This window comes from Mycobacteroides sp. CBMA 271 (assembly GCF_009729205.1).
Taxonomy (GTDB): Bacteria; Actinomycetota; Actinomycetes; order Mycobacteriales; family Mycobacteriaceae; genus Mycobacterium.
Map to the genome: position 1 here is coordinate 420,097 of NZ_VTHB01000001.1, position 19,572 is coordinate 439,668.

Below are 19,572 nucleotides of genomic sequence, written 5' to 3' on the forward strand. Positions count from 1 at the left end.
CCGTGGAGATATGGCCGACCTCCCCTTTGGATTCGCTGCTGGCGACGACCCCGACCGCGAGCGGGGCGATGGCGGACGCGGCCAGGGGCCGGGCGGGAACGACCCCTTCGGTTTCGGATCTGGCGGATTCAATCCCGCCGACCTCGGTCAGATCTTCACTCAGCTAGGCCAGATGTTCAGCGGTGCAGCAGCCAGCGCGGCCAGCGGTAATCCCGCCGGCCCCGTCAACTACGACATCGCCCGTCAACTTGCCTCAAGTTCAATCGGTTTCGTCGCCCCAATCACCGAGGGCACCACCTCGGCCATCGCCGACGCGGTGCATCTGGCCGATACCTGGCTCGACGGCGCCACCGCATTGCCTGCCGGTGCCACCCGGACCGCGGCCTGGACCGCGACCGATTGGGTGGACAACACCCTGGAGACCTGGAAGCGGCTGGTCGATCCTGTCGCCGAACAGATTTCGGGTATGTGGGCGGCGAACCTCCCAGAAGAGGCTCAGAGCATGGCCGGTCCGTTGCTGGGCATGATGACCCAGATGGGCGGCATGGCCTTCGGATCTCAACTGGGCCAGGCGCTTGGGCAGCTCTCACGAGAGGTGTTGACCTCCACCGATATCGGTCTGCCGTTGGGCCCGCGAGGAACTGCTGCGCTCTTGCCAGGGGCCATCGAAACCTTCTCGGAAGGACTCGAACAGTCCAAGAGCGAGATCATGACCTTCCTGGCCGCCCGGGAGGCCGCACACCACCGCCTGTTCAGTGGTGTGGGCTGGCTGACCATCCGGCTACTGGACACCGTCGAGCAGTACGCCAAGGGCATCTCGATCGACATGAGCGCCATCGAGGAGGCCGCCCGCGGCTTCAACCCCGCCTCGCTCAATGACCCGTCCGGCATGGAACAGATCCTGTCCCAAGGCATCTTCGAGCCGAAGACCACACCTCAGCAGGAGCAGGCGCTGGAGCGCCTAGAAACACTGCTCGCTCTGGTCGAGGGCTGGGTGCAGACCGTGGTGACCGACGCACTCGGGGAACGCATCCCAGCGACGGCCGCGCTCAGCGAGACACTGCGCCGCCGCCGTGCGACGGGCGGCCCCGCCGAACAGACCTTCAGCACCCTGGTGGGTCTGGAGCTGCGACCCCGCAAGCTGCGTGAGGCCGCGGACCTGTGGCGGCGCCTCACCGACGCTGTCGGCGTGGACAAGCGCGACGCTGTCTGGGAACACCCCGACCTGATCCCCGACGCCAGCGATCTGGACAACCCGGCTGCGTTCATTGACCGGATTGTGGATGAGGGCACCGACGGCCCTAATGCCCTGGATGACCCGATCGCACAAATCGAGAAGCTGGATCCGGGTACCTCCGAAGAACACCGAGAAAACCGGGAAGACTGAAAATCTCACGCGGAACCGTTCGGCGCTGGTCAACGACCGAATCGGGCTGTGGATAAACGGCTTTCCCCCGTTCACCGCGCACTCCGGCCATGCCACAGTGGGTCATGTCCAGCGAGCCGACGTTCACCCTCGACCCGGCGCGCCCCGTGCTGCCGCGACCGGACAGCGGAGTACAGATCGGCTGGACGCCATGTCGCGCGGTGATCGTGCGCCCGTCAGCTGCCACCCCCGCCCTGGCGGTGCGGCAGCTGTTGAACTCACTTGCCGATGAACTCACCTGGGATCAGATTCTGAACCTTCAGTGCATCAAGGACTTTCACGACACCGAGGACGTACGCGTCCTGCTGGGCGAGTTGGTCGACGCCGGTGCCGTGATCCGCCGTACCCGCCCGGTCGCCATCGCATCTCCGGTGATCCGCCTCGTCGGCCGCGGACCGCTGTCCGACACTCTCGCCGAAGCGCTACGGCATACCTCGGCGCGAATCCAGCGCTGCACCCAGTCGGCACACGGAAAGTCTTGGCAGTATGTGGATTTGGCAATACTCGCCGACGACCTGATCGCCGACACCCGACTCCTGCGCACGCTCACCGATGCCAAGGTGCCCCATCTCGCCGTCCGGGCACGCGACGGCTCTGGCCTCATTGGGCCCATGGTCCTCCCCGGGATCACCAGCTGTCTGGAGTGCGCCGATCGGCACCGCCGCGATCGTGACGAACAGTGGCCGGCGGTCGCTGCCCAGCTCGCCGGCACCGTGGGCATGGCCGCCCCGGCCACCGTGTTGGGCACCGTCGCAGTGGCGCTGGCGCAGATTGACCGGGTGCTATCGGCCATCCGGGGGCAGACGCCGGGCCCGCTGGTGACACTCAATGCGACACTGGAACTCGATCTGGCCACCCACGCGCTGACCGCCCGGCACTGGACCGCGCACCCGTTGTGCGACTGCGGCGCCTACTTCACCCCTGATTGACGTAATAGGGCACTTTGTCAACTATTGCGTGCACCGGGCATGATATTGGCATGGCAGATATCCGCCGCGGCCGTGCAGCACGCGCCGCCAAGCTCGCATCCCTCCCCGCCGGTATCGCGGGGCGTGCCGCCCTCGGCGTCGGCAAGCGCATTGCCGGCAAGTCCAAGGACGAAGTGAACGCGGAGCTGGTCGAGAAGGCTGCCGAACAACTGTTCCAGGTGCTCGGCGAGCTCAAGGGCGCCGCCATGAAACTGGGCCAGGCACTTTCGGTCATGGAGGCCGCCATCCCGCCGGAATTCGCCGGGCCCTATCGCGAGGCGCTGACCAAACTGCAAAGTGACGCTCCTCCGCTGCCCGCAGACAAGGTGCACCGGGTGCTCGATGCCCAGCTGGGCACCAGGTGGCGCGATCGGTTCCAGTCCTTTGAGGACACACCCGTCGCCTCCGCCAGCATCGGCCAGGTACACAGCGCGGTATGGGGCGACGGCCGGCGAGTGGCCGTCAAGGTGCAGTACCCGGGTGCCGACGAGGCCGTGCGCTCCGACCTCAAGACCATGCAGCGGCTGGCATCGCTGTTCAAGCAGGTGGTGCCGGGCGCCGACGTCAAGAGCATCATCGACGAGCTCATCGAACGCACCGAAGAAGAACTTGACTACCGCATCGAGGCCACCAACCAACGCGCATTCGTCAAGGCCTTCTCCGGCGATCCCGAGTTCTATGTGCCACCAGTCGTAGCCTCCTCCCCCAAAGTCGTCATCACCGAATGGATGCAGGGCCGCAAGCTCTCGGACGTCATCGCCAACGGCAGCGAAGAAGAGCGCAACAACTGCGCCCACCTACTGCTGGAGTTCACCATCAGCTCCCCCTACCGGTGTGGTCTGCTGCACGCCGACACCCACCCCGGCAATTTCATGCTGCTCGATGACGGACGCTTCGGCGTCATGGACTTCGGCGCTGTCGCGACCCATGAGGGCGGGCTACCCGCAGCCACCGGACCGATCCTGCGGCTGGCTCGCGACGAGAAATGGGAGGAACTGACCGCTCAGCTGCGCACCGAAGGGTTCGTGCCGCCGGGCGCCAAGGTGTCGCACGCGGAGATCGATTCCTACCTGAAGCCCTACATCGAACCGCTCAACTACGACCGGTTCCACTTCAGCCGCAAGTGGCTGCAGGGAATCGCCGCCGCCTCTACGGATTTCCGCAGTGAACAGTTCGCCGAATCGTTCAAGACCGGCCGGCAACTGAATCTGCCGCCCAACTACGTGATGTTGTTCCGGGTACTCGGCGGACTAGTGGGCATTGCCGCCCAGCTCGACGCAACGGTGGACTACGCGGCCATCGTCGACAAATGGGTTCCGGGCTTCCACGAGGACGCAACGACTCCGGCCCAGTAGAAAAACGCGCGTTGTCAGAATTGTGTGCGGCCCGGCATGATGTAGCGCATGGCTGAGATCCGCCGCGGCCGCGCCGCACGTGCCGCCAAGCTCGCGTCCCTTCCCGCAGGGATCGCAGGACGGGCTGCACTCGGCGTCGGTAAACGCCTGACCGGCAAGTCCAAGGACGAAGTCAACGCCGAGATGATGGAAAAGGCGGCCGAGCAGCTGTTCCAGGTGCTGGGCGAGCTCAAGGGCGCGGCCATGAAACTCGGGCAAGCCCTATCGGTGTTCGAGGCTGCGATCCCGCCAGCTTTTGCCGAACCCTTCCGCGAGGCACTGACCAAGCTGCAAAGTGATGCCCCGCCATTGCCGGCCAACAAGGTGCACCGGGTTCTGGATGCCCAGCTGGGCACCAAATGGCGCGAGCGCTTCCAATCCTTCGATGACACACCCGTCGCCTCGGCCAGCATCGGACAGGTTCATCGGGCGGTGTGGAGCGATGGACGCGCCGTCGCCGTCAAGGTGCAGTACCCCGGCGCCGATGAGGCCGTACGTTCCGACCTCAAGACCATGCAGCGGTTGGCCACGCTCTTCAAGCAGATCGTTCCTGGTGCGGACGTCAAGGGCATCATTGACGAACTGATCGAACGCACCGAAGAAGAACTCGACTACCGCATCGAAGCCGCCAATCAGCGCAGGTTCGCCAAGGCTTTCGCCGGCGATCCGCAGTTCTTGGTTCCCTCCGTGGTCGCCTCGGCCCCCAAGGTCATCATCACCGAGTGGATGGAAGGCCGCAGGCTCTCCGAAATCATCGCGGGCGGCACCAAGGACGAGCGCAACGAATGCGGCAGGCGCCTGGTCGAGTTCACCGTCAGCTCCCCCTACCGCTGCGGACTGCTGCATGCCGACACCCATCCGGGCAACTTCATGCTGCTGCAGGACGGACGGTTCGGCGTCATGGACTTCGGCGCCGTCGCCACCCACGAAGGCGGGTTCCCTCCTAACCTCGGGCCCATCTGGCGGCTGGAGCGCGACGGAGAATGGGATGAACTCATCCCCCTCATGCGCGATGAAGGATTCATTCCATCGCGCACCGACGTGACACCCGAAGAGATCGACGAATACCTGAAACCGTTCATCGATCCGCTGAAGTCTGACGAGTTCCATTTCACCCGAAAGTGGTTGCAGCGCATCGCCGCCAAATCCAGCGACGTGCGCGGCGCCCAGTTCCAAACCGGCCGGCATCTGGACCTGCCACCCAACTACCTCATGATGTTCCGAGTCCTGGGAAGCCTGTCGGGCATCTTGGCCCAGCTCGATGCCACCGTCCCCTACGGCCGGATCATCGGCGACTGGATTCCCGGCTTTCGCGAGGACGAAACCGTCGCCGCTACTCTTCCCTGAAGAACGTCACGGCAACGCTGCCGGACGGAAAGGTATGGCTTGAGATGGCAGATATTCGCCGCGGCGGGCTAGGACGTATGGCCAAGCTTGCGAGCCTTCCGGCGGGCATGGCCGGACGTGCGGCCCTAGGCGTGGGCAAGCGACTGACCGGGGCATCCTGGGATGAAGTCAATGCCGACCTTTTAGACAAGACCGCCGATGAGCTCTTCAAGGTGCTGGGCGAGCTCAAGGGCGGCGCCATGAAGGTCGGGCAAGCCCTCTCGGTCATGGAGGCCGCGATCCCTCCGCAGTTCGCCGATCCGTTCCGCGAGGCATTGGTCAAGCTGCAGAGCGAGGCCCCACCGCTACCCGCCGCGAAGGTGCATCGGGTGCTTGACGCGCAGCTGGGCACCAAATGGCGCGATCGGTTCCAGTCCTTCGACGACACACCCGTCGCCTCGGCCAGCATCGGCCAGGTGCACAGGGGCGTGTGGAAAGACGGCCGCGAGGTCGCCGTCAAAATCCAATATCCCGGTGCCGACGATGCACTGCGCGCTGATCTGAAGCTGATCCAGCGGATGACGCCACTGGCCAAACAGATTGCGCCCAAGGCGGATATCGACAGGCTCGTGGCCGAGATCAGCGATCGCATCGAAGCCGAGCTGGACTACCGGCTGGAGGCCTCCAATCAGCGCGCCTTCGCGAAGGCCTTCGCCGACGATCCGAAATTCTTCGTCCCGGCGGTGGTGGCTAGCGCGCCTAAGGTCCTCATCGCGGAATGGATGGAGGGACGGCGACTCTCCAAGATCATCGCCGAGGGCACGCGGGAGGAGCGCGACTCCGCCGGTGCATTGATGCTCGAATTCACGGTGAGCTCATCGGTACGGGTCGGGCTGGTCCACGCCGATCCACATCCGGGGAATTTCATGCTGCTTCCCGACGGCCGTTTCGGCGTCATCGATTTCGGTGCCGTCTCCGAGCATCCGAACGGTGTTCCGCCCGAATTCGGCGAGGTCCTATGTTGGGCGCGCGACGAACAATGGGCCGAGGTCGTCCGGCTCATCAAGCAGCTCGGGTTCATGCCACATGATGTGCAGCTGCAGGGCGATCAGGTCATGGACTACATCCGGCCGTTGTGGCCGTATGTAGACCCGCTGCGCTCCGGCGAGTTTCATTTCACACGCGAGTGGTTCCAGCAGGCCGCGGTGGCGTCTACTGACCTTCTCGATGAGGGCTTCGCCGAACGATTCAAGCTGGCCCGGCAGATGACGGTGCCGCCCGGATACGTCATGCTGCTGCGCACTCTCGGAGGCATGGTGGGAGTTCTTGTGCAGCTCGATGCTCATGTGGACTACGCGGCAATCGCCCAAGAATGGATGCCGGGCTTCTTCGAGCCCAACGCGAAATCGGCCTAACAACAATGCTCCCCACCGCCAGCGGCGATGGGGAGCATTGGTTGTCGGGCCCAACGATGTTCGCGGCGGGCCGCGTCACGCGGCGGCCGGATCAGCGGTAGGCAGCGCATCCTTGCGCGGACGTCCCCGCGGACGCTTGCGCGCCACGACGGCACCCTGCTCCAGGATCTCGCCGCCCCACACACCCCAGGGCTCCGCACGGTCCAGTGCAGCAGCCAGGCATTGCGACCGGATCGGGCAGTCCGCGCACAGCACCTTGGCCTGCTCCAGGTCGGCGGGGCTCTCCGCGAACCACAGATCCGCGTCCGCCACATGGCAGGGCAGGTCCCGCCTTCGGGCCTCCGTTTCGACGACGGTCATCATGTGTCCGTTCACCTCTTCCTCTTCGGTTCCTTGAAAAACTTCTGATCTCGTATCGGTGTCTATCGATCGAGATCCGGAACCACGTCTGAGGTTTGAGGCTCAAACAAATGTGGCCACGGATCCCGGTGTTGTCGGGTCCGTGGCCTGGGAGGCGGTTGAGGGGCTACCTAGATGTATCCCCTACTCACGGACGCGACATTCGCGGCGGCGGCGACGGCGCGGTGCTTAATCGTGGAAACCGAGCCGGCCGGCGACATGGCAACCGCCGGCTTGGCGGCAGCATGCATCTGGAGCGACGGCGGAGCGATCGGCGATACGACAAAGACACCATGGGCATCACGCCACAAGGTGTCGCCGTAATTGGTGAGTGTGTTCATCGCTCCTCCTTCCGTCTACTCGTACATGAACAGGTCTGGTGAGAAACTCTCGCGAATTCCTGAAGCCCAGGGTAAAAGCTCATCTGTCGGTTGACAAGTTATTTTTGACCTGCGGATATGTTTCTAAACCAGTTTTGCCGAACTGGCATCTTTCCGGGGCACTCCGGGGGTCGCATGCCGAACTTCGGTTCGGCGGCGAAGCTTCGCGTGTGAAGCGCAGTTCGGCATGCGTATGTCGCCGCAGAGCGAACGCTCGCTAGGTCGTGGCGAGTAGCCGCGAACGAAACAGCTCCAGCACCTGATCGAGCGCTTCCCGCGTGGGTTGACCGGGCTCGTCAATGAGATGTTCGGTGACCACCGAATGCGCCGGCATCAGCGAATCGGGGTTCGCGGTCTCTCCCGGTAGTTCGATGGCGATGAATCCATCACCCAGCTCCTCCTTGAGGAACTCGAACCGCTCGGCGGGCACCAGCTTGTCCGAGGTGAAGCGCATGCCGAGCACCTTGAGTCCGTCGTGCTGGCAGCGATGCTTGACCTTCTCCAGGTCTGCCGGCGAGATATCGATGTTGTGCCGCGCGTTCTTGGTGAGACCGAACGGCAGCGACGGCTGGGACAGCACCGGCGCCAGTAGGCGATCATCGGCCGCCATGGCCAGCGCGTATCCACCCGTGAAGCACATGCCGATGGCCCCCACCCCGGGGCCGCCGTTGCGCTCATGCTCGTTCTGGGCCAGAGCCCGGAGCCACGCCACTGCCGGCGAGCTCTTTCCGGTGGCCAGAACCGTGAATTCCCTGCTCACACAGCCGCGGAATATCGAAGACAGCCCATAGGTGGCGGTGCGCAGCCAGCCGTCGGCCTTCGGGTCGACACTTTGGCCCGGATTGCCGAAGAGGTGCGGCATGACCGCGGTGCAGCCGATATCGGCCACCTTGCGCGCGAAGTTGGCCACCTTGGGGCTGATCCCGGGCATCTCGGCAATAACGATCACTGCCGGTCCACTGCCCTTTCTCAACACGATCTTGGTCTCACCCTCATGGGTGAAGGTGCCTGCTTCGAAATCGCGGAGGTCATCGTCGGCCATGCGCCGAGCCTAGAACCAGTTGGGCATCCGCGCTAGACACGTGTTGAACAAGCGGTTACGAGGATCTGGCGCGCACCAAACGAAGCACATCGGGGCCGTACTGCTCCAGCTTGCGCGCGCCGATCCCCGGAATGGCGACCAGCGCGGCGTCATCACCGGGCAGCAGTTCGGCGATGGCAATCAAGGTGTTGTCGGTGAACACCACGAACGCCGGCACCTTCATCTCCTTAGCCGTCGTGAGCCGCCAATCCTTCAGTGCGACAAGGAGTTCCTCGTCGATATCGGAAGGACAGCTTTCGCAGCGCCGCAGCAGTACCGACGCCGGACTGCTCAATGCCGCGTTGCAGATCCGGCAGCGCGAGCCGCCGCCCCGACGCCTCGGCGTGGCCGCGGCGGGAAGTTGCGCGGTAGGCGCGATGCCGTTGAGGAACCGGGAATGCTTGCGCGACTTGCGCCCCCCCGCGGCCCGCGCGAGCGCCCAACTCAGGTTCAGATGCACACGCGCGCGGGTGATTCCGACGTAGAGCAGGCGGCGTTCCTCCTCGACCGGTTCAATATCACCGGCCCGCGACAACGCGTGCGAGATCGGCAAGGTGCCGTCGGCCAGCCCTACCAGGAACACCGCATCCCATTCCAGCCCCTTCGCCGCGTGCAGCGAGGCCAGCGTCACGCCCTGCACCGTCGGCGGATGACGCGAATCGGCCCGGACTCGCAGCTCGCGGACCAGGCCCGGCAGATCCAGCTCCGGCAGACGTGCGCATTCCTCATCAGCGAGCACGCCGAGAGCGCGCAGCGATTCCCACCGTTCGCGCGCCTGGGTGCCGTGCGGCTCCTCGGCAGTCAACCCCAGCGGCTCAAGAATCTCCCGAACCTGTTGTGGTACAGGGGTATCTGTATCGGATCGACCTGCTGCGCGTTGCAGCGCCACCAGCGCCTGGCGCACCTCCTGACGCGTGAAGAAGCCTTCACCACCACGCACCTGAAAGGGTATGCCCGCCTCGGTGAGCGCCTCCTCGTAGACCTCCGACTGTGCGTTGATCCGGTACAGCACCGCAATCTGAGATGGCTCAGTGCCGGATTTCATCAGCGCCGCAATCGATTTCGCAGCGGCCTTCGCCTCGGCGACCTCGTCATCGTGTTCGGAGAATCTGGGGATCGGCCCCTCTGGCCGTTGACCTATGAGTTGCAACTTGCTGCCCGCCACTCGTCCCTGCGCGGCTGCGATCACCCGGTTGGCCAGCGACACCACCTGCGGCGTCGAGCGATAGTCACGTTCCAACCGGACCACGGTGGCGTCGGGAAATCTACGGGAGAAGCCGAGTAGATACTGCGGGGTGGCCCCGGTGAACGAGTAGATGGTCTGGTTGGCGTCGCCAACCACCGTGAGGTCGTCGCGAGAACCAAGCCAGGCGTCGAGCACCCGCTGCTGCAACGGCGTAACGTCCTGGTATTCGTCGACCACGAAACACCGGTAGCGGTCCCGGAATTCGTCGGCGACCGAGGCCGAGTTCTCGATGGCAGCGGCGGTGTGCAGCAGCAGATCATCGAAATCGAGCAGGGTCGAGCCGTCGGGCCGGGCCTTGAGCTTCTCGTAGCCCGCGTACACCTTGGCGACCTGCTCGGCCGGCACCGGCACATCCCGGCCGAACTTGGCTGCCGCCGCGGGGTAGGTCTCCGGACTGATCAAAGACGCCTTGGCCCACTCGATTTCACCGGCAAGGTCACGCACCGTGTCAGTGGTGGTGCTCAGCTTGGCCCGGTTGGCCGCCTGGGCCACGAGAGTGAACTTGCTGTCGATCAGCTCCCACTGGGTATCGCCGACGAGTTGCGGCCAGAAGTATCGCAGCTGACGCAGGCCGGCGGCGTGGAAGGTGACGGCCTGCGCCGAGCCGACGCCCAAATCGCGAAGCCGTCCGCGCATCTCCCCCGCCGCGCGCTGAGTGAAGGTGACCGCAAGGATCTGACCGGGTGCGACATGGCCCGACTCGACCAGGTGCGCGATGCGGTGGGTGATGGTCCGCGTCTTACCTGTTCCGGCGCCGGCGAGCACGCAGACGGGCCCGCGCGGCGCCGTGACGGCGGCACGCTGCTCGTCGTCGAGACCGTCCAGCAGATTGCGCGTCACCCGGCCATCTTCGCAGCAACCGCCGACAGCCCGCCTCCCACCCGCCGAGTGTGAAGCTATAGCGGGATTTTCGCGATTTTCCCGCCATAGCTTCACGCTCGGCGTTGAGGCAGCTCACATACCCCGGCGGAACACCCGGGAGGGGTATGACGTTGAATGCCGATGTGACCACAGCAAGCGATTCCGGCCTCATCATGTACTCCACCACCTGGTGCGGCTACTGCCGTCGACTTGAGACGCAGCTCAAGTCCGCGGGTATCGGCTACACCAAGGTCGATATCGAGCAGGATCCGGCAGCGGCCGACTACGTCGCGAATGTCAATGGCGGAAACCAGACGGTGCCGACCGTGAAGTTCCCGGACGGCAGCGCGCTCACCAATCCGTCGCTGGCCGAGGTCAAGGCCAAGCTCGGCGCGTAATTCTGCCCGCCAAAGTCAGGCGTAGGCCCAGGATTCGACGATTTCCCGGGCGATGGAGATCGACCCGGGCAGCATCAGCCGTGAGTCGGACTCGGAGGCGGGATCTCGCCGACTCTGCGGCTCGGTGGTCCAGTCCCCCAGCTCCAGCGCGGCGCGAACCTCGTCACGGGTGAACCAGTCGGCCTCGACGATTTCGCCGTCGTTGAACGAGAACGGCTGAGACGGATCGCCGAGGGCGTGAAAACCCAACATGATCGACCGAGGGAACGGCCACGGCTGGCTGCCCAGATACTCAACGTCGGTGACGGTGAGGCCGACTTCCTCGGCGATCTCGCGGGCGACACATGCTTCCAGCGATTCGCCCGCCTCGACGAATCCGGCCAACAGCGAGAACATGCGTTCCGGCCAGAATTTCTGACGACCCAGCACCGCCCTGTCGCCGCCGTCGTGCACCAAGCAGATGACGGCGGGATCGGTGCGTGGAAATTCTTCCTGCCCAGTATTCGAATTCACCCGAACCCAACCGCCCTTGGCGGGCGTGGTGCGCGATCCATCGACAGGGCTGTAGCCGGCGTTGTCGTGCCACGTGAGCATCGCCATGGCCGTGGCCAGTAGGGCCGCGCTGGTGTCATCGAACAATTGACCCGAGCGGCGAATGTCCAACAGCGGTGTACTGCCCTCATCGAGTTCAGCGCGCACGGCCCAGACGTGGCGACCGCCCGGGATTCGCCCCAAAAACACGGCATGCGCAGGCGGTTGGTCGCCGACACCCGCCGCGTCGTCGAGGACCACCTGCCCGTCGACGATGTTCACTCGCCCGCGGACGTCCAGCGTAATCAGCCCGGCCTCGGCCCAGCCTTTCGCCAATTCCTCAGGATTGGAACGTAGCTCGTCCGCCCGGTCAAGCCCGACGCGTGACAACAGGGGAACGTTGCGAAGACGAAACGTCATGTCAGGCACCGGCGTTGCGGACGTAGAGCAGGCGGTCGGTCGGCTCGATGGAATCTACTTCGGGCGCATCAACGCGATGCAGGGTGCCGTCGCGCACCACCCCGAGGACGATGTCCGAGAGGTGGCGAGGTGAGCCGCCGACCTCGCTGCGCTCCACCTCGCGTTCAGCGATGGCGAATCCGGCCTCCGGCGTCAACAGGTCCTCGATCATCTCGACAACCCGGGGTGTCGAGGTGGCGATACCAAGCAGCCGACCCGCCGTCTCCGAGGACACCACCACCGAGTCCGCGCCCGACTGACGCAGCAGGTGCACGTTCTCGGCCTCGCGGATCGCGGCAACGATCTTGGCGTTGGGCGCGAGTTCACGGGCGGTGAGCGTGACGAGAACCGAGGTGTCATCCCGATTGGCGGCCACGATGATCGACTTCGCGTTTTGAACACCCGCAAGCCGCAACACATCTGATTTGGTGGCGCTGCCTCTCACTGTCACCAGATCCGAGGCTGCCGCGGCATCCAAGGCCAATTGGTCTTCGTCGACGACCACGATCTCGGACGGGACGGCGCCATCGGACAGCATCGCCTGCACGGCGGTCTTGCCTTTAGTGCCGTATCCGACGACAACGGTGTGGTTGCGCACGCGGGACCTCCATCGCTGGATCTTCAAAGCTTGACGAGAACGTTCGGTGAGCGCCTCGACCGTGGTGCCGACCAGGACGATCAGAAACAGCAGCCGCAGCGGGGTGATCACGAGGATGTTCACCAGCCGGGCACCTTCGGTGTACGGGGTGATATCGCCATAACCGGTGGTCGAGAGCGAGACGGTGGCGTAGTAGAAGCAATCCAGGAAGCTGAGCGGATCGCTCTCCTCCGGCGTCGAGGCGACGTCGCGGTAACCACTGCGGTCCGCGTATACGACGAGCACGGCAGCGAAGAGCGTGCCCACCGCGATGAGGATGCGCTTTCCGATAGCCCGCCACGGGCTCGCCGCATTCTGCGGAATACGCAGAACACCGACCAACGCGTGATCTGGCTGTGCGGTCAGCGTTTCGTCAAGTCCGCGAAACCGCTGGCGGAGCCTACCGGCCATGGATGAGCCGCTTGCGCGAAGACATTAGACCCAGGATGAGCCGCTTACGCGAAGACCAACGACCCTGCTCCGATCGCGTCCGATTCGCCGGTTGCACGAGTGTCAATCTACTCACACCACACCCGTGATTCGCGTTGGCTGGGGAGATAGCCAGAAAGTGCGCGCCGATCTCATTCCCGGCCCAGCGCGGAGAGCTCCGCCTCACGCGGCAGCTCAGGCAGTTCGGCGGGTGCGACCGTTCGCCCCGTACGCACGTAGTGAAACACCGCGTTCACCCGCGCAGGATCGATCCCCTGTAGGGCCGCCCATGCCTGCCGGTACACCGCCAACTGCAGGGCCGCGGCCTCCATCTCGGCGCCGGACGGCTCGTGTCCGGTCTTCCAGTCGACGACCGTCCAGGTGCCGGCCGTGCCGCTGTCGGGTCCGAACACGGCGTCGATCCGCCCGCGCAGGACGGTCCCAGACACGGAGATCTCAAACGGCACCTCGACGTCGGCCGGGGTCCGGTCCGCCCAGTCCGAATCCAGGAATGCCGACTGCAGCGCCGCCAGATCCTCGGCATCCTCGAAATCTCCGTAGCCGTCGCTCGGGAGATCCTCAAAGTCGATGAGGCGCACCGACCCATAGTGGCGCTGCACCCAGGAGTGGAAGGCGGTGCCGCGGCGCGCTTCGAGGTCCGGCCGGGAGGGCCGCGGTCGGGCTAGACGACGCGCGAGTGCCTGCGGATCGTGGCGCAGCTCGACCAAACTAGTCACCGAAAGATGCTGAGGAAGCGCCAGTTCCGGCCGCCGATGGGCCTGCTCTCGTTCGCGTAGCAGCGCATCGACATCGGCGGTCCACCCGTCCATATCGTCATCGTCTTCGTCATCGGGTCCGGCGGTTACACCGGCGCGCGCCTCCCGCACCAGCCGCGCGCCGGCTTCGACCTCGCTGCGCCTGTCCGCGAGCGGATCGGCGGGCCACTGCGCTTCAACCGACTGATCAAGCATGGGATTGCGCTCGCCGGCCGCGGGCTCGGGGGCCCACTGTTCGACGATGCCGCACGGAATGACTTCGGCGGCTGCATCTTCGATGACATCGCGCAGCTCATTCAGAAAGTCGGACGGCCCCTTTGGCTTGAGACCGGTCTGTCCCCAGTGGTGTCCGGAGACGAAAAGCTGTTCGGCCGAGCGGGTAACCGCGACATACAGCAGCCGACGTTCCTCGTCGATACGGCGAGTGGCCAGGCTGTCCTTGTGCCGCGCGATGGCATCGGAGAGCTGCTTGCGGTTCGTGATCCCCTCGGTATTCAGTTGCGGAACCCCGAAGCGATCCCCATCGGTGGCGCGATCGCCGCGCAGCAGCGGAGGCAGCTCGGTGGCACTTGTCAGCCAGGTCGGTGCGGCCACGCCCGACGGAAACACCCCGGCGCTCACATGCGGTACCGCGACCACATCCCATTCCAGCCCCTTGGCCGAGTGCACGGTCAGGATCTGTACCCGTCCCGGACTGGCGGCAACTTCTGCTGGAGTGAAACCCTTTTCGATCTCCCAGGCCGCGTCGAGGTACTGCAGGAACGCGGCGATCACCCCCACCGGGTCGCTCTGGTCAGCGGCCTCGGCGAATCCCGCCGCGACGTCCGTGAAGGCACGCAACTGGTCCAAGCCGCCGGCGCGTTGCCCCGCCACGAGCTCGACGTCGAGCGCCAGCACCCGTTGCACCTCGGCGATCAGGTCGGTGAGCGGCATGCCGAGCCGGGTACGCAGTGCGGACAGCTCACGGCGCAGCGCCGTCAGGCGAGTCCAGCCCTCCGGTGAATACTGTTCTGCAGCACCGGGATCACTGACGGCGTCGGCCAGACACGGAATGTCGGCTTCTTCCCCCGACACATCAGCGACGCCGCGGCCGAATGCCGTCGCGCGTCGCCACAGCACCGCCAGATCGTGGGCTCCGAGACGCCACCTCGGACCGGTCAGCACGCGCAACGCGGCCGGACCGGCGGTCGGGTCGGCGACAAGGCGCAACATCGCGACGGTATCGGCCACTTCCGGAAGCCCCAGCAGACCCGTCAGTCCCACCACCTCGACCGGCACACCGTGTGCGGCAAGGACCTCCGCCATGGGCGCGGCATCGCTGTTGCGCCTGACCAGGACCGCCGACGATGGCGGGCGGTTCTGTTCCCGTCGCGCCTCCTCGTATACCGAGGCCATTTGCGTTGCAACCCATTCTCGTTCGGCGGCGATGTCGCCGAGCAGTGCGCACGCGATGTGACCGGAAGGGGCGTCCGGACGGGGCCGCAGCGGCCGTACCGCCACCGAACGCCGCCGCGCTTCCTCCGAGACGGCGTTGGCCAGATGCAAAGCCTCCGGCGGGTTGCGCCAGCTGGTGCGCAGTTCCCGCGTCGGCGCCGGCGATCCGTCGGCCAGCGGGAAGTCGGTGGTGAACCGGGGCAGGTTGGTTGCCGATGCGCCACGCCAACCGTAAATGGACTGGATCGGATCGCCCACTGCGGTCAACGCCAACTCGGGATCAACACCTCGCCCGAACAACGACGACAACAAGATGCGTTGCGCGTGCCCGGTGTCCTGATACTCATCGAGAAGGACCACCCGGTAGCGTTCCCGCTGGGTTTGTCCGACCACGGAGTGCTCGGCAGCCAGGCGAGCCGCCAACGACATCTGCGTCCCGAAATCGAGTACACCGCGGGTACGCATCTCGCGCAGCAGCCGGTCCACGATCGCGACGAGCTGCGTTCTTTCACACTGCGTTTCGACAAGCCGCAACAGCCAGGCGCTCGGCCGTCCCTCCCGCTGATACGGGCCGGGCGGCAGTGTGTGGATCAGCTGTTCGAGCTCATCGTGCGAGGACAGCAGGTCGGCGGTGTCCACCAGATGTTCGGACAGCTGGCCGGCCAAGGCGAGCACCTGCGCGGTGACAGCCCCGGGAGTCTTCTCGGTATCCAGGTCGCCGTCGAAATCGCAGACCAAGCGGAAGGCCAACTGCCACAACTGTGTTTCCGTCAGCAGCCGCGCGTTGGGTTCCATGGGCAACAGCAGCCCGTGTTCACGCAACAAGGTTCCGGCGTACGCGTGATACGTGCCGATGACGGGGTCGGGCTCGTCGGTGCTGACGGGAGGCAGGATCCCGCTGCCGGCGAGTCGCGCGAGCCGTGACCTGACACGGCGCAACAACTGTCCGGCGGCCTTACGGGTGAAGGTCAATCCGAGCACCTGACCCGGCGTGGCGTAGCCGTTGGCAACCAACCACACGACCCGGGCCGCCATCGTCTCAGTCTTACCGGCGCCGGCGCCCGCGATCACCACCATGGGTCCCGGCCGCGCCCCAATAACGGCGGCCTGCTCCTCGGTAGGCTCGAAAATCCCTAGAGCCCTGGATAGTTCGGCCGGAGTGTATGCGCTCACGACTGGCACACCGCCTGCCCTTCGGCCTGCGCGGGGCAGCACGCCCGCAGCGGGCAATGCCCGCAACCGTCATTGATACGCGCGATGAACACGGGCCCCTGCGTGTTGGCAGCGGCGGTATGGATGGTCTCGCGCCAGGTGTCCTGGGCAGCGGGCGTCAGCGGATCTTGATGACGCTGGGTGGCACCGTCGTCGAGGTTGGATTTGGCGACGTACACCAACCGGCCGCCGCCCGGTTCACCCGCCGGTTGCCCGTCGATCAGCCCGTCGGCAGCGGCAACCTGATACGTGGCGAGCTGGGCGTGTTGTTGCGCATCGTCCTTGGTGGCGGGGCTCTTTCCCGTCTTGATGTCGATGATGACGGGACGCCCCGCTGCATCCCGTTCCAACCGGTCGATGCGGCCGACCAGGCGTACCTGCGGGTGATCCGCGCGCGTCAGCACCCCGTCAACGCCGATCTCTCGTCCAACCTCGGTGAGTTCGCCCCGCGTTGCGGCCCGCCAAGCACTGAAGGTCTGCAACAGGTCCTGATGCCGGAGCAGCTCGTTACGCGCATACCATTTCGACTCGAATGGCATTGTTTCCCAGGCCTTGTCGAGCTCCCGACGCATCGCATCCGCATCTCCGGAATACTCGCCGACAAGGGCATGTACCAGCGTCCCGAGCGCCCGGCGCGGATCAGTGAGGTCGGTGCCGCCGTGGCGTTCCAGCAGCCAACGCAGTGGGCACGCCATGAGCGTCTCAACATTGGAGGGCGACAAGCGGACGGGACCGTCCTCGGCATGCCACAGCGGGTGTTGGCTGCTGACATCGGCTAGTCCATACCAGGATTCGGGATCCGCGCCCGAGACACCGGCGTCCGCAAGCCGGGCCAATTGCCGGGCGGCGGCGCGGCGGCGCCCATCGCTCACCGAACCGGGCGCGGCAGTGACGACGGCACGCAGCTCGCCGACGAGGTTGGCGGCGGTCAGTGTCCGGGACTCCGCCGTTCCTGGCCGGCGTTCGGGCATCACCCAATCCGGGTGCGCGACCATGAGTTCGGTGAGGAAGCGGGATGCCATCGCGGGGCCACCGCCCATGTCGGCATTCTCGTTGTCTACCGCGGTGAGGAGAACGCGGCGCCCTGCGCGGCCAACGGCAAGTAGCAGTAGGCGGCGTTCCTCGGCGAGCGCCACTGCAGATCCGTCGACATGCTCCGCATGATCGATACCCGCCAGCACGTCCATCAGCTCCTGGGTACGCAGCACACCTCCCCGCACCGACGTGTTGGGCCATAGCCCTTCCTGTACACCGGGTATCGCGACCACATCCCACTGACGCCCCACCGCGGAGTGCGCGCTGACAATGGTCACGGCATCGGGCTCTATCAGCGTCGCTCGCCTACCCGCAAGCGCCAGTGATCGGATGTGGTCAATCAATCCCGTCACCCCGATACCCGGTGTGCGTGAGACATGCTCGGACGCCAGGTCGAACAGCGCCGACATCGCATCAAGGTCTCTGTCGGCCTGCGCACCCAGCGGCCCCCCACGCTGGGACAAACCATCCCAGCGTCGTTGCAGACCCGACCTCGACCAGGCGGCCCACAGCACGTCGAGAACGCTGGCACCGGCAGCGATCGCGTCACGAGCGGATGCGATGACCGCCCGCACGCGTCGTAGCGGAGCGGCCTGGATATCGGTGAGCGCCGAAAGGTGCGTGTCATCGGCCTCGACGATCACCGCACGCAGCAGCGCGGCACTGCTCCTGTCGCCTCCCCGGGTCTCTTCTGCGCGCAGCAATTGGCGCCGTAAACGCCTGAGCGCCACCGGATCAACGCGCCCGATCGGCCCGGTCGCAAGCGCCACTGCCTCCTCATCACCCACACTGCCCTGCGCAGCGGATACCGCCAGCAGCAGCGCGTGCACAGCCGGAACGGACGCCACGGCACCGTCGTACGCCTCCGCATGCACGGGAACACCCGCAGATTGCAGGGCTCGGCGCAGCGCCGCACCACTGCGGGATACCGACCTGACGATGACCGCCATCTGAGACCACGGCACCCCATCGATCAGATGGGATCGCCGCAGCAGATCCACCACCAGCGACACTTCGGCGGTTTCGGTGGGTACGGCGGCTAATCGAACGGCGGCCGCCGCGTTCTCGGCTCCGACGATTTCACGGGCAGTGGAAGACCCGGGCAGCCGCCGCGCCACTGCGTTCGCAAGGGCCGCGACCGGGGCGGCGCATCGGTGCGAACGGCTGAGCTCGATCGTCGTGGCCGTACTGGATTCGGGTTGCAGCAGCTGCACGTCGGCGCCACGGAACCCGAATACGGATTGATTGGGGTCACCCGCAATGACACAGATACCGGCCCTTTGCGCGAGCAGCCGAGCCAACAGCGCGGCCTGCGGGTCGAGATGCTGGGAATCGTCGACGAGGAGAATGTCGATTCGATCCTGCTCTGCGGCAAGAATTCCCGGCTCGACCGCGAAGGCCTCCAACGCGGATCCGACGAGCTCGGCGGCCCCGAGCGCGGGCACGGTCGCCTGCGGAGCCGCCATCCCTACCGCGGATCGCAACAGCATGACCTCCTCGTATTGCCGTGCCAGATCCGCGACGGCGACCCATTCCGGGCGGTTGTGGCGTCGACCGAGGGCACGGAGTGCCGCCGGATCTACACCGCGCTCGGTGCAGCGCGCCATCAGGTCCCGAACACCGGTCGCGAACCCGGCCGTCGTCAATGCCGGCCGCAGTGACTCCGGCCACGAGCCCGAACTATCTTCGGCATTGCCGCACAACAACTCCCGCACGATGCTGTCCTGCTCGGCGGCGGTGATCAAGCGCGGCAACGGATTGCCCTGCTGGGCGGCCCGAGCGGCGAGAACCGCGAAGGCGTACGAGTGGACGGTGCGCACCATGGGTTCGCGGATGGCGACGCCGGCACGTCGCTCGAACACCGCGGCCGAGATTCGGCTGCGCAGGTCGGCACTCGCCCGGGCGGAACCGGTGAGCACGAGAACAGATTCCGTGCTCGCACCCGCGGCGATCCGTGCCGCCACGATGTCGACCAGCAGGCTCGTCTTGCCGGTTCCGCTGCCGCCGACCACCACGTACCGGCCTTGTCGGTCCGGAGCCAGCAGCTCGGCCGCGGCACCGTCCCATAGTCGGGAGTCGGACGTCGGCGGCATATGCAGATCACAGCACGAGGGTCCGACAAGTGGAGCTGACCTGCTTGCCGAGGGATCGAGCGAGGATCGTGG

Annotated in this window: 14 protein-coding genes; 6 read left to right on the forward strand and 8 right to left on the reverse strand. The window is 65.7% G+C overall.

Features of this window, described 5'->3' with window-relative positions:
* The first annotated feature begins 10 nt into the window (after window positions 1-10).
* From FZI91_RS02090 to FZI91_RS02110, 5 genes are all read left to right on the forward strand, one after another.
* Window positions 11-1,387, forward strand: a complete 1,377-nt coding sequence (locus FZI91_RS02090) for a zinc-dependent metalloprotease (RefSeq protein ID WP_155937020.1) — start codon at window positions 11-13, stop codon at window positions 1,385-1,387.
* 89 nt (window positions 1,388-1,476) lie between these two features.
* Window positions 1,477-2,355 carry a hypothetical protein gene (locus tag FZI91_RS02095; protein WP_155937021.1) on the forward strand — a complete coding sequence of 293 codons (879 nt, stop codon included), beginning with the start codon at window positions 1,477-1,479 and terminating at the stop codon, window positions 2,353-2,355.
* Between the two features lie 50 nt (window positions 2,356-2,405).
* Entirely contained in the window at window positions 2,406-3,749 is a 1,344-nt protein-coding gene (locus FZI91_RS02100; protein WP_155937022.1) for an AarF/ABC1/UbiB kinase family protein, read from the forward strand.
* A 48-nt stretch (window positions 3,750-3,797) separates the two neighbouring features.
* Window positions 3,798-5,135, forward strand: coding sequence for an AarF/ABC1/UbiB kinase family protein (locus tag FZI91_RS02105; protein WP_155937023.1), 1,338 nt, complete (start codon window positions 3,798-3,800; stop codon window positions 5,133-5,135).
* 44 nt (window positions 5,136-5,179) lie between these two features.
* Window positions 5,180-6,529, forward strand: coding sequence for an AarF/ABC1/UbiB kinase family protein (locus tag FZI91_RS02110; protein ID WP_155937024.1), 1,350 nt, complete (start codon window positions 5,180-5,182; stop codon window positions 6,527-6,529).
* A 75-nt stretch (window positions 6,530-6,604) separates the two neighbouring features.
* Here FZI91_RS02110 and FZI91_RS02115 read toward each other — a convergent pair whose 3' ends face one another.
* The 4 genes from FZI91_RS02115 to FZI91_RS02130 all read right to left on the reverse strand — a co-directional run bounded on the left by FZI91_RS02115 (window position 6,605) and on the right by FZI91_RS02130 (window position 10,475).
* The gene (locus FZI91_RS02115) at window positions 6,605-6,889 is read right to left on the reverse strand and encodes a WhiB family transcriptional regulator (protein ID WP_155937708.1); all 285 of its coding nucleotides are present in this window, start codon (window positions 6,887-6,889) and stop codon (window positions 6,605-6,607) included.
* A 170-nt stretch (window positions 6,890-7,059) separates the two neighbouring features.
* Entirely contained in the window at window positions 7,060-7,269 is a 210-nt protein-coding gene (locus FZI91_RS02120; protein WP_155937025.1) for a hypothetical protein, read from the reverse strand.
* A gap of 256 nt (window positions 7,270-7,525) precedes the next feature.
* The gene (locus FZI91_RS02125) at window positions 7,526-8,350 is read right to left on the reverse strand and encodes a dienelactone hydrolase family protein (RefSeq protein ID WP_155937026.1); all 825 of its coding nucleotides are present in this window, start codon (window positions 8,348-8,350) and stop codon (window positions 7,526-7,528) included.
* Window positions 8,351-8,405: 55 nt separating this feature from the next.
* Window positions 8,406-10,475 (reverse strand): ATP-dependent DNA helicase UvrD2, encoded by a 2,070-nt coding sequence (locus FZI91_RS02130; RefSeq protein WP_162526133.1) that lies wholly within the window; start codon window positions 10,473-10,475, stop codon window positions 8,406-8,408.
* 146 nt (window positions 10,476-10,621) lie between these two features.
* On the opposite strand from FZI91_RS02130, the gene FZI91_RS02135 reads away from it, so the two are divergent.
* Complete coding sequence (locus tag FZI91_RS02135; protein ID WP_155937027.1) at window positions 10,622-10,894, forward strand: mycoredoxin; 273 nt, start codon at window positions 10,622-10,624, stop codon at window positions 10,892-10,894.
* A gap of 15 nt (window positions 10,895-10,909) precedes the next feature.
* Here FZI91_RS02135 and nudC read toward each other — a convergent pair whose 3' ends face one another.
* The 4 genes from nudC to FZI91_RS02155 form a co-directional block, all read right to left on the reverse strand.
* Window positions 10,910-11,845 carry an NAD(+) diphosphatase gene (gene nudC / locus FZI91_RS02140; protein ID WP_155937028.1) on the reverse strand — a complete coding sequence of 312 codons (936 nt, stop codon included), beginning with the start codon at window positions 11,843-11,845 and terminating at the stop codon, window positions 10,910-10,912.
* 1 nt (window position 11,846) lies between these two features.
* Window positions 11,847-12,932, reverse strand: a complete 1,086-nt coding sequence (locus FZI91_RS02145; RefSeq protein ID WP_155937029.1) for a TrkA family potassium uptake protein — start codon at window positions 12,930-12,932, stop codon at window positions 11,847-11,849.
* A 170-nt stretch (window positions 12,933-13,102) separates the two neighbouring features.
* Entirely contained in the window at window positions 13,103-16,333 is a 3,231-nt protein-coding gene (locus FZI91_RS02150) for an ATP-dependent DNA helicase (RefSeq protein ID WP_162525757.1), read from the reverse strand.
* A complete protein-coding gene (locus FZI91_RS02155) occupies window positions 16,330-19,500 on the reverse strand; it encodes an ATP-dependent DNA helicase (RefSeq protein WP_162525756.1) in 3,171 nt (1,056 codons plus the stop codon). The genes FZI91_RS02150 and FZI91_RS02155 overlap by 4 nt, the downstream gene beginning before the upstream one ends.
* Between the last annotated feature and the right edge of the window lie 72 nt (window positions 19,501-19,572).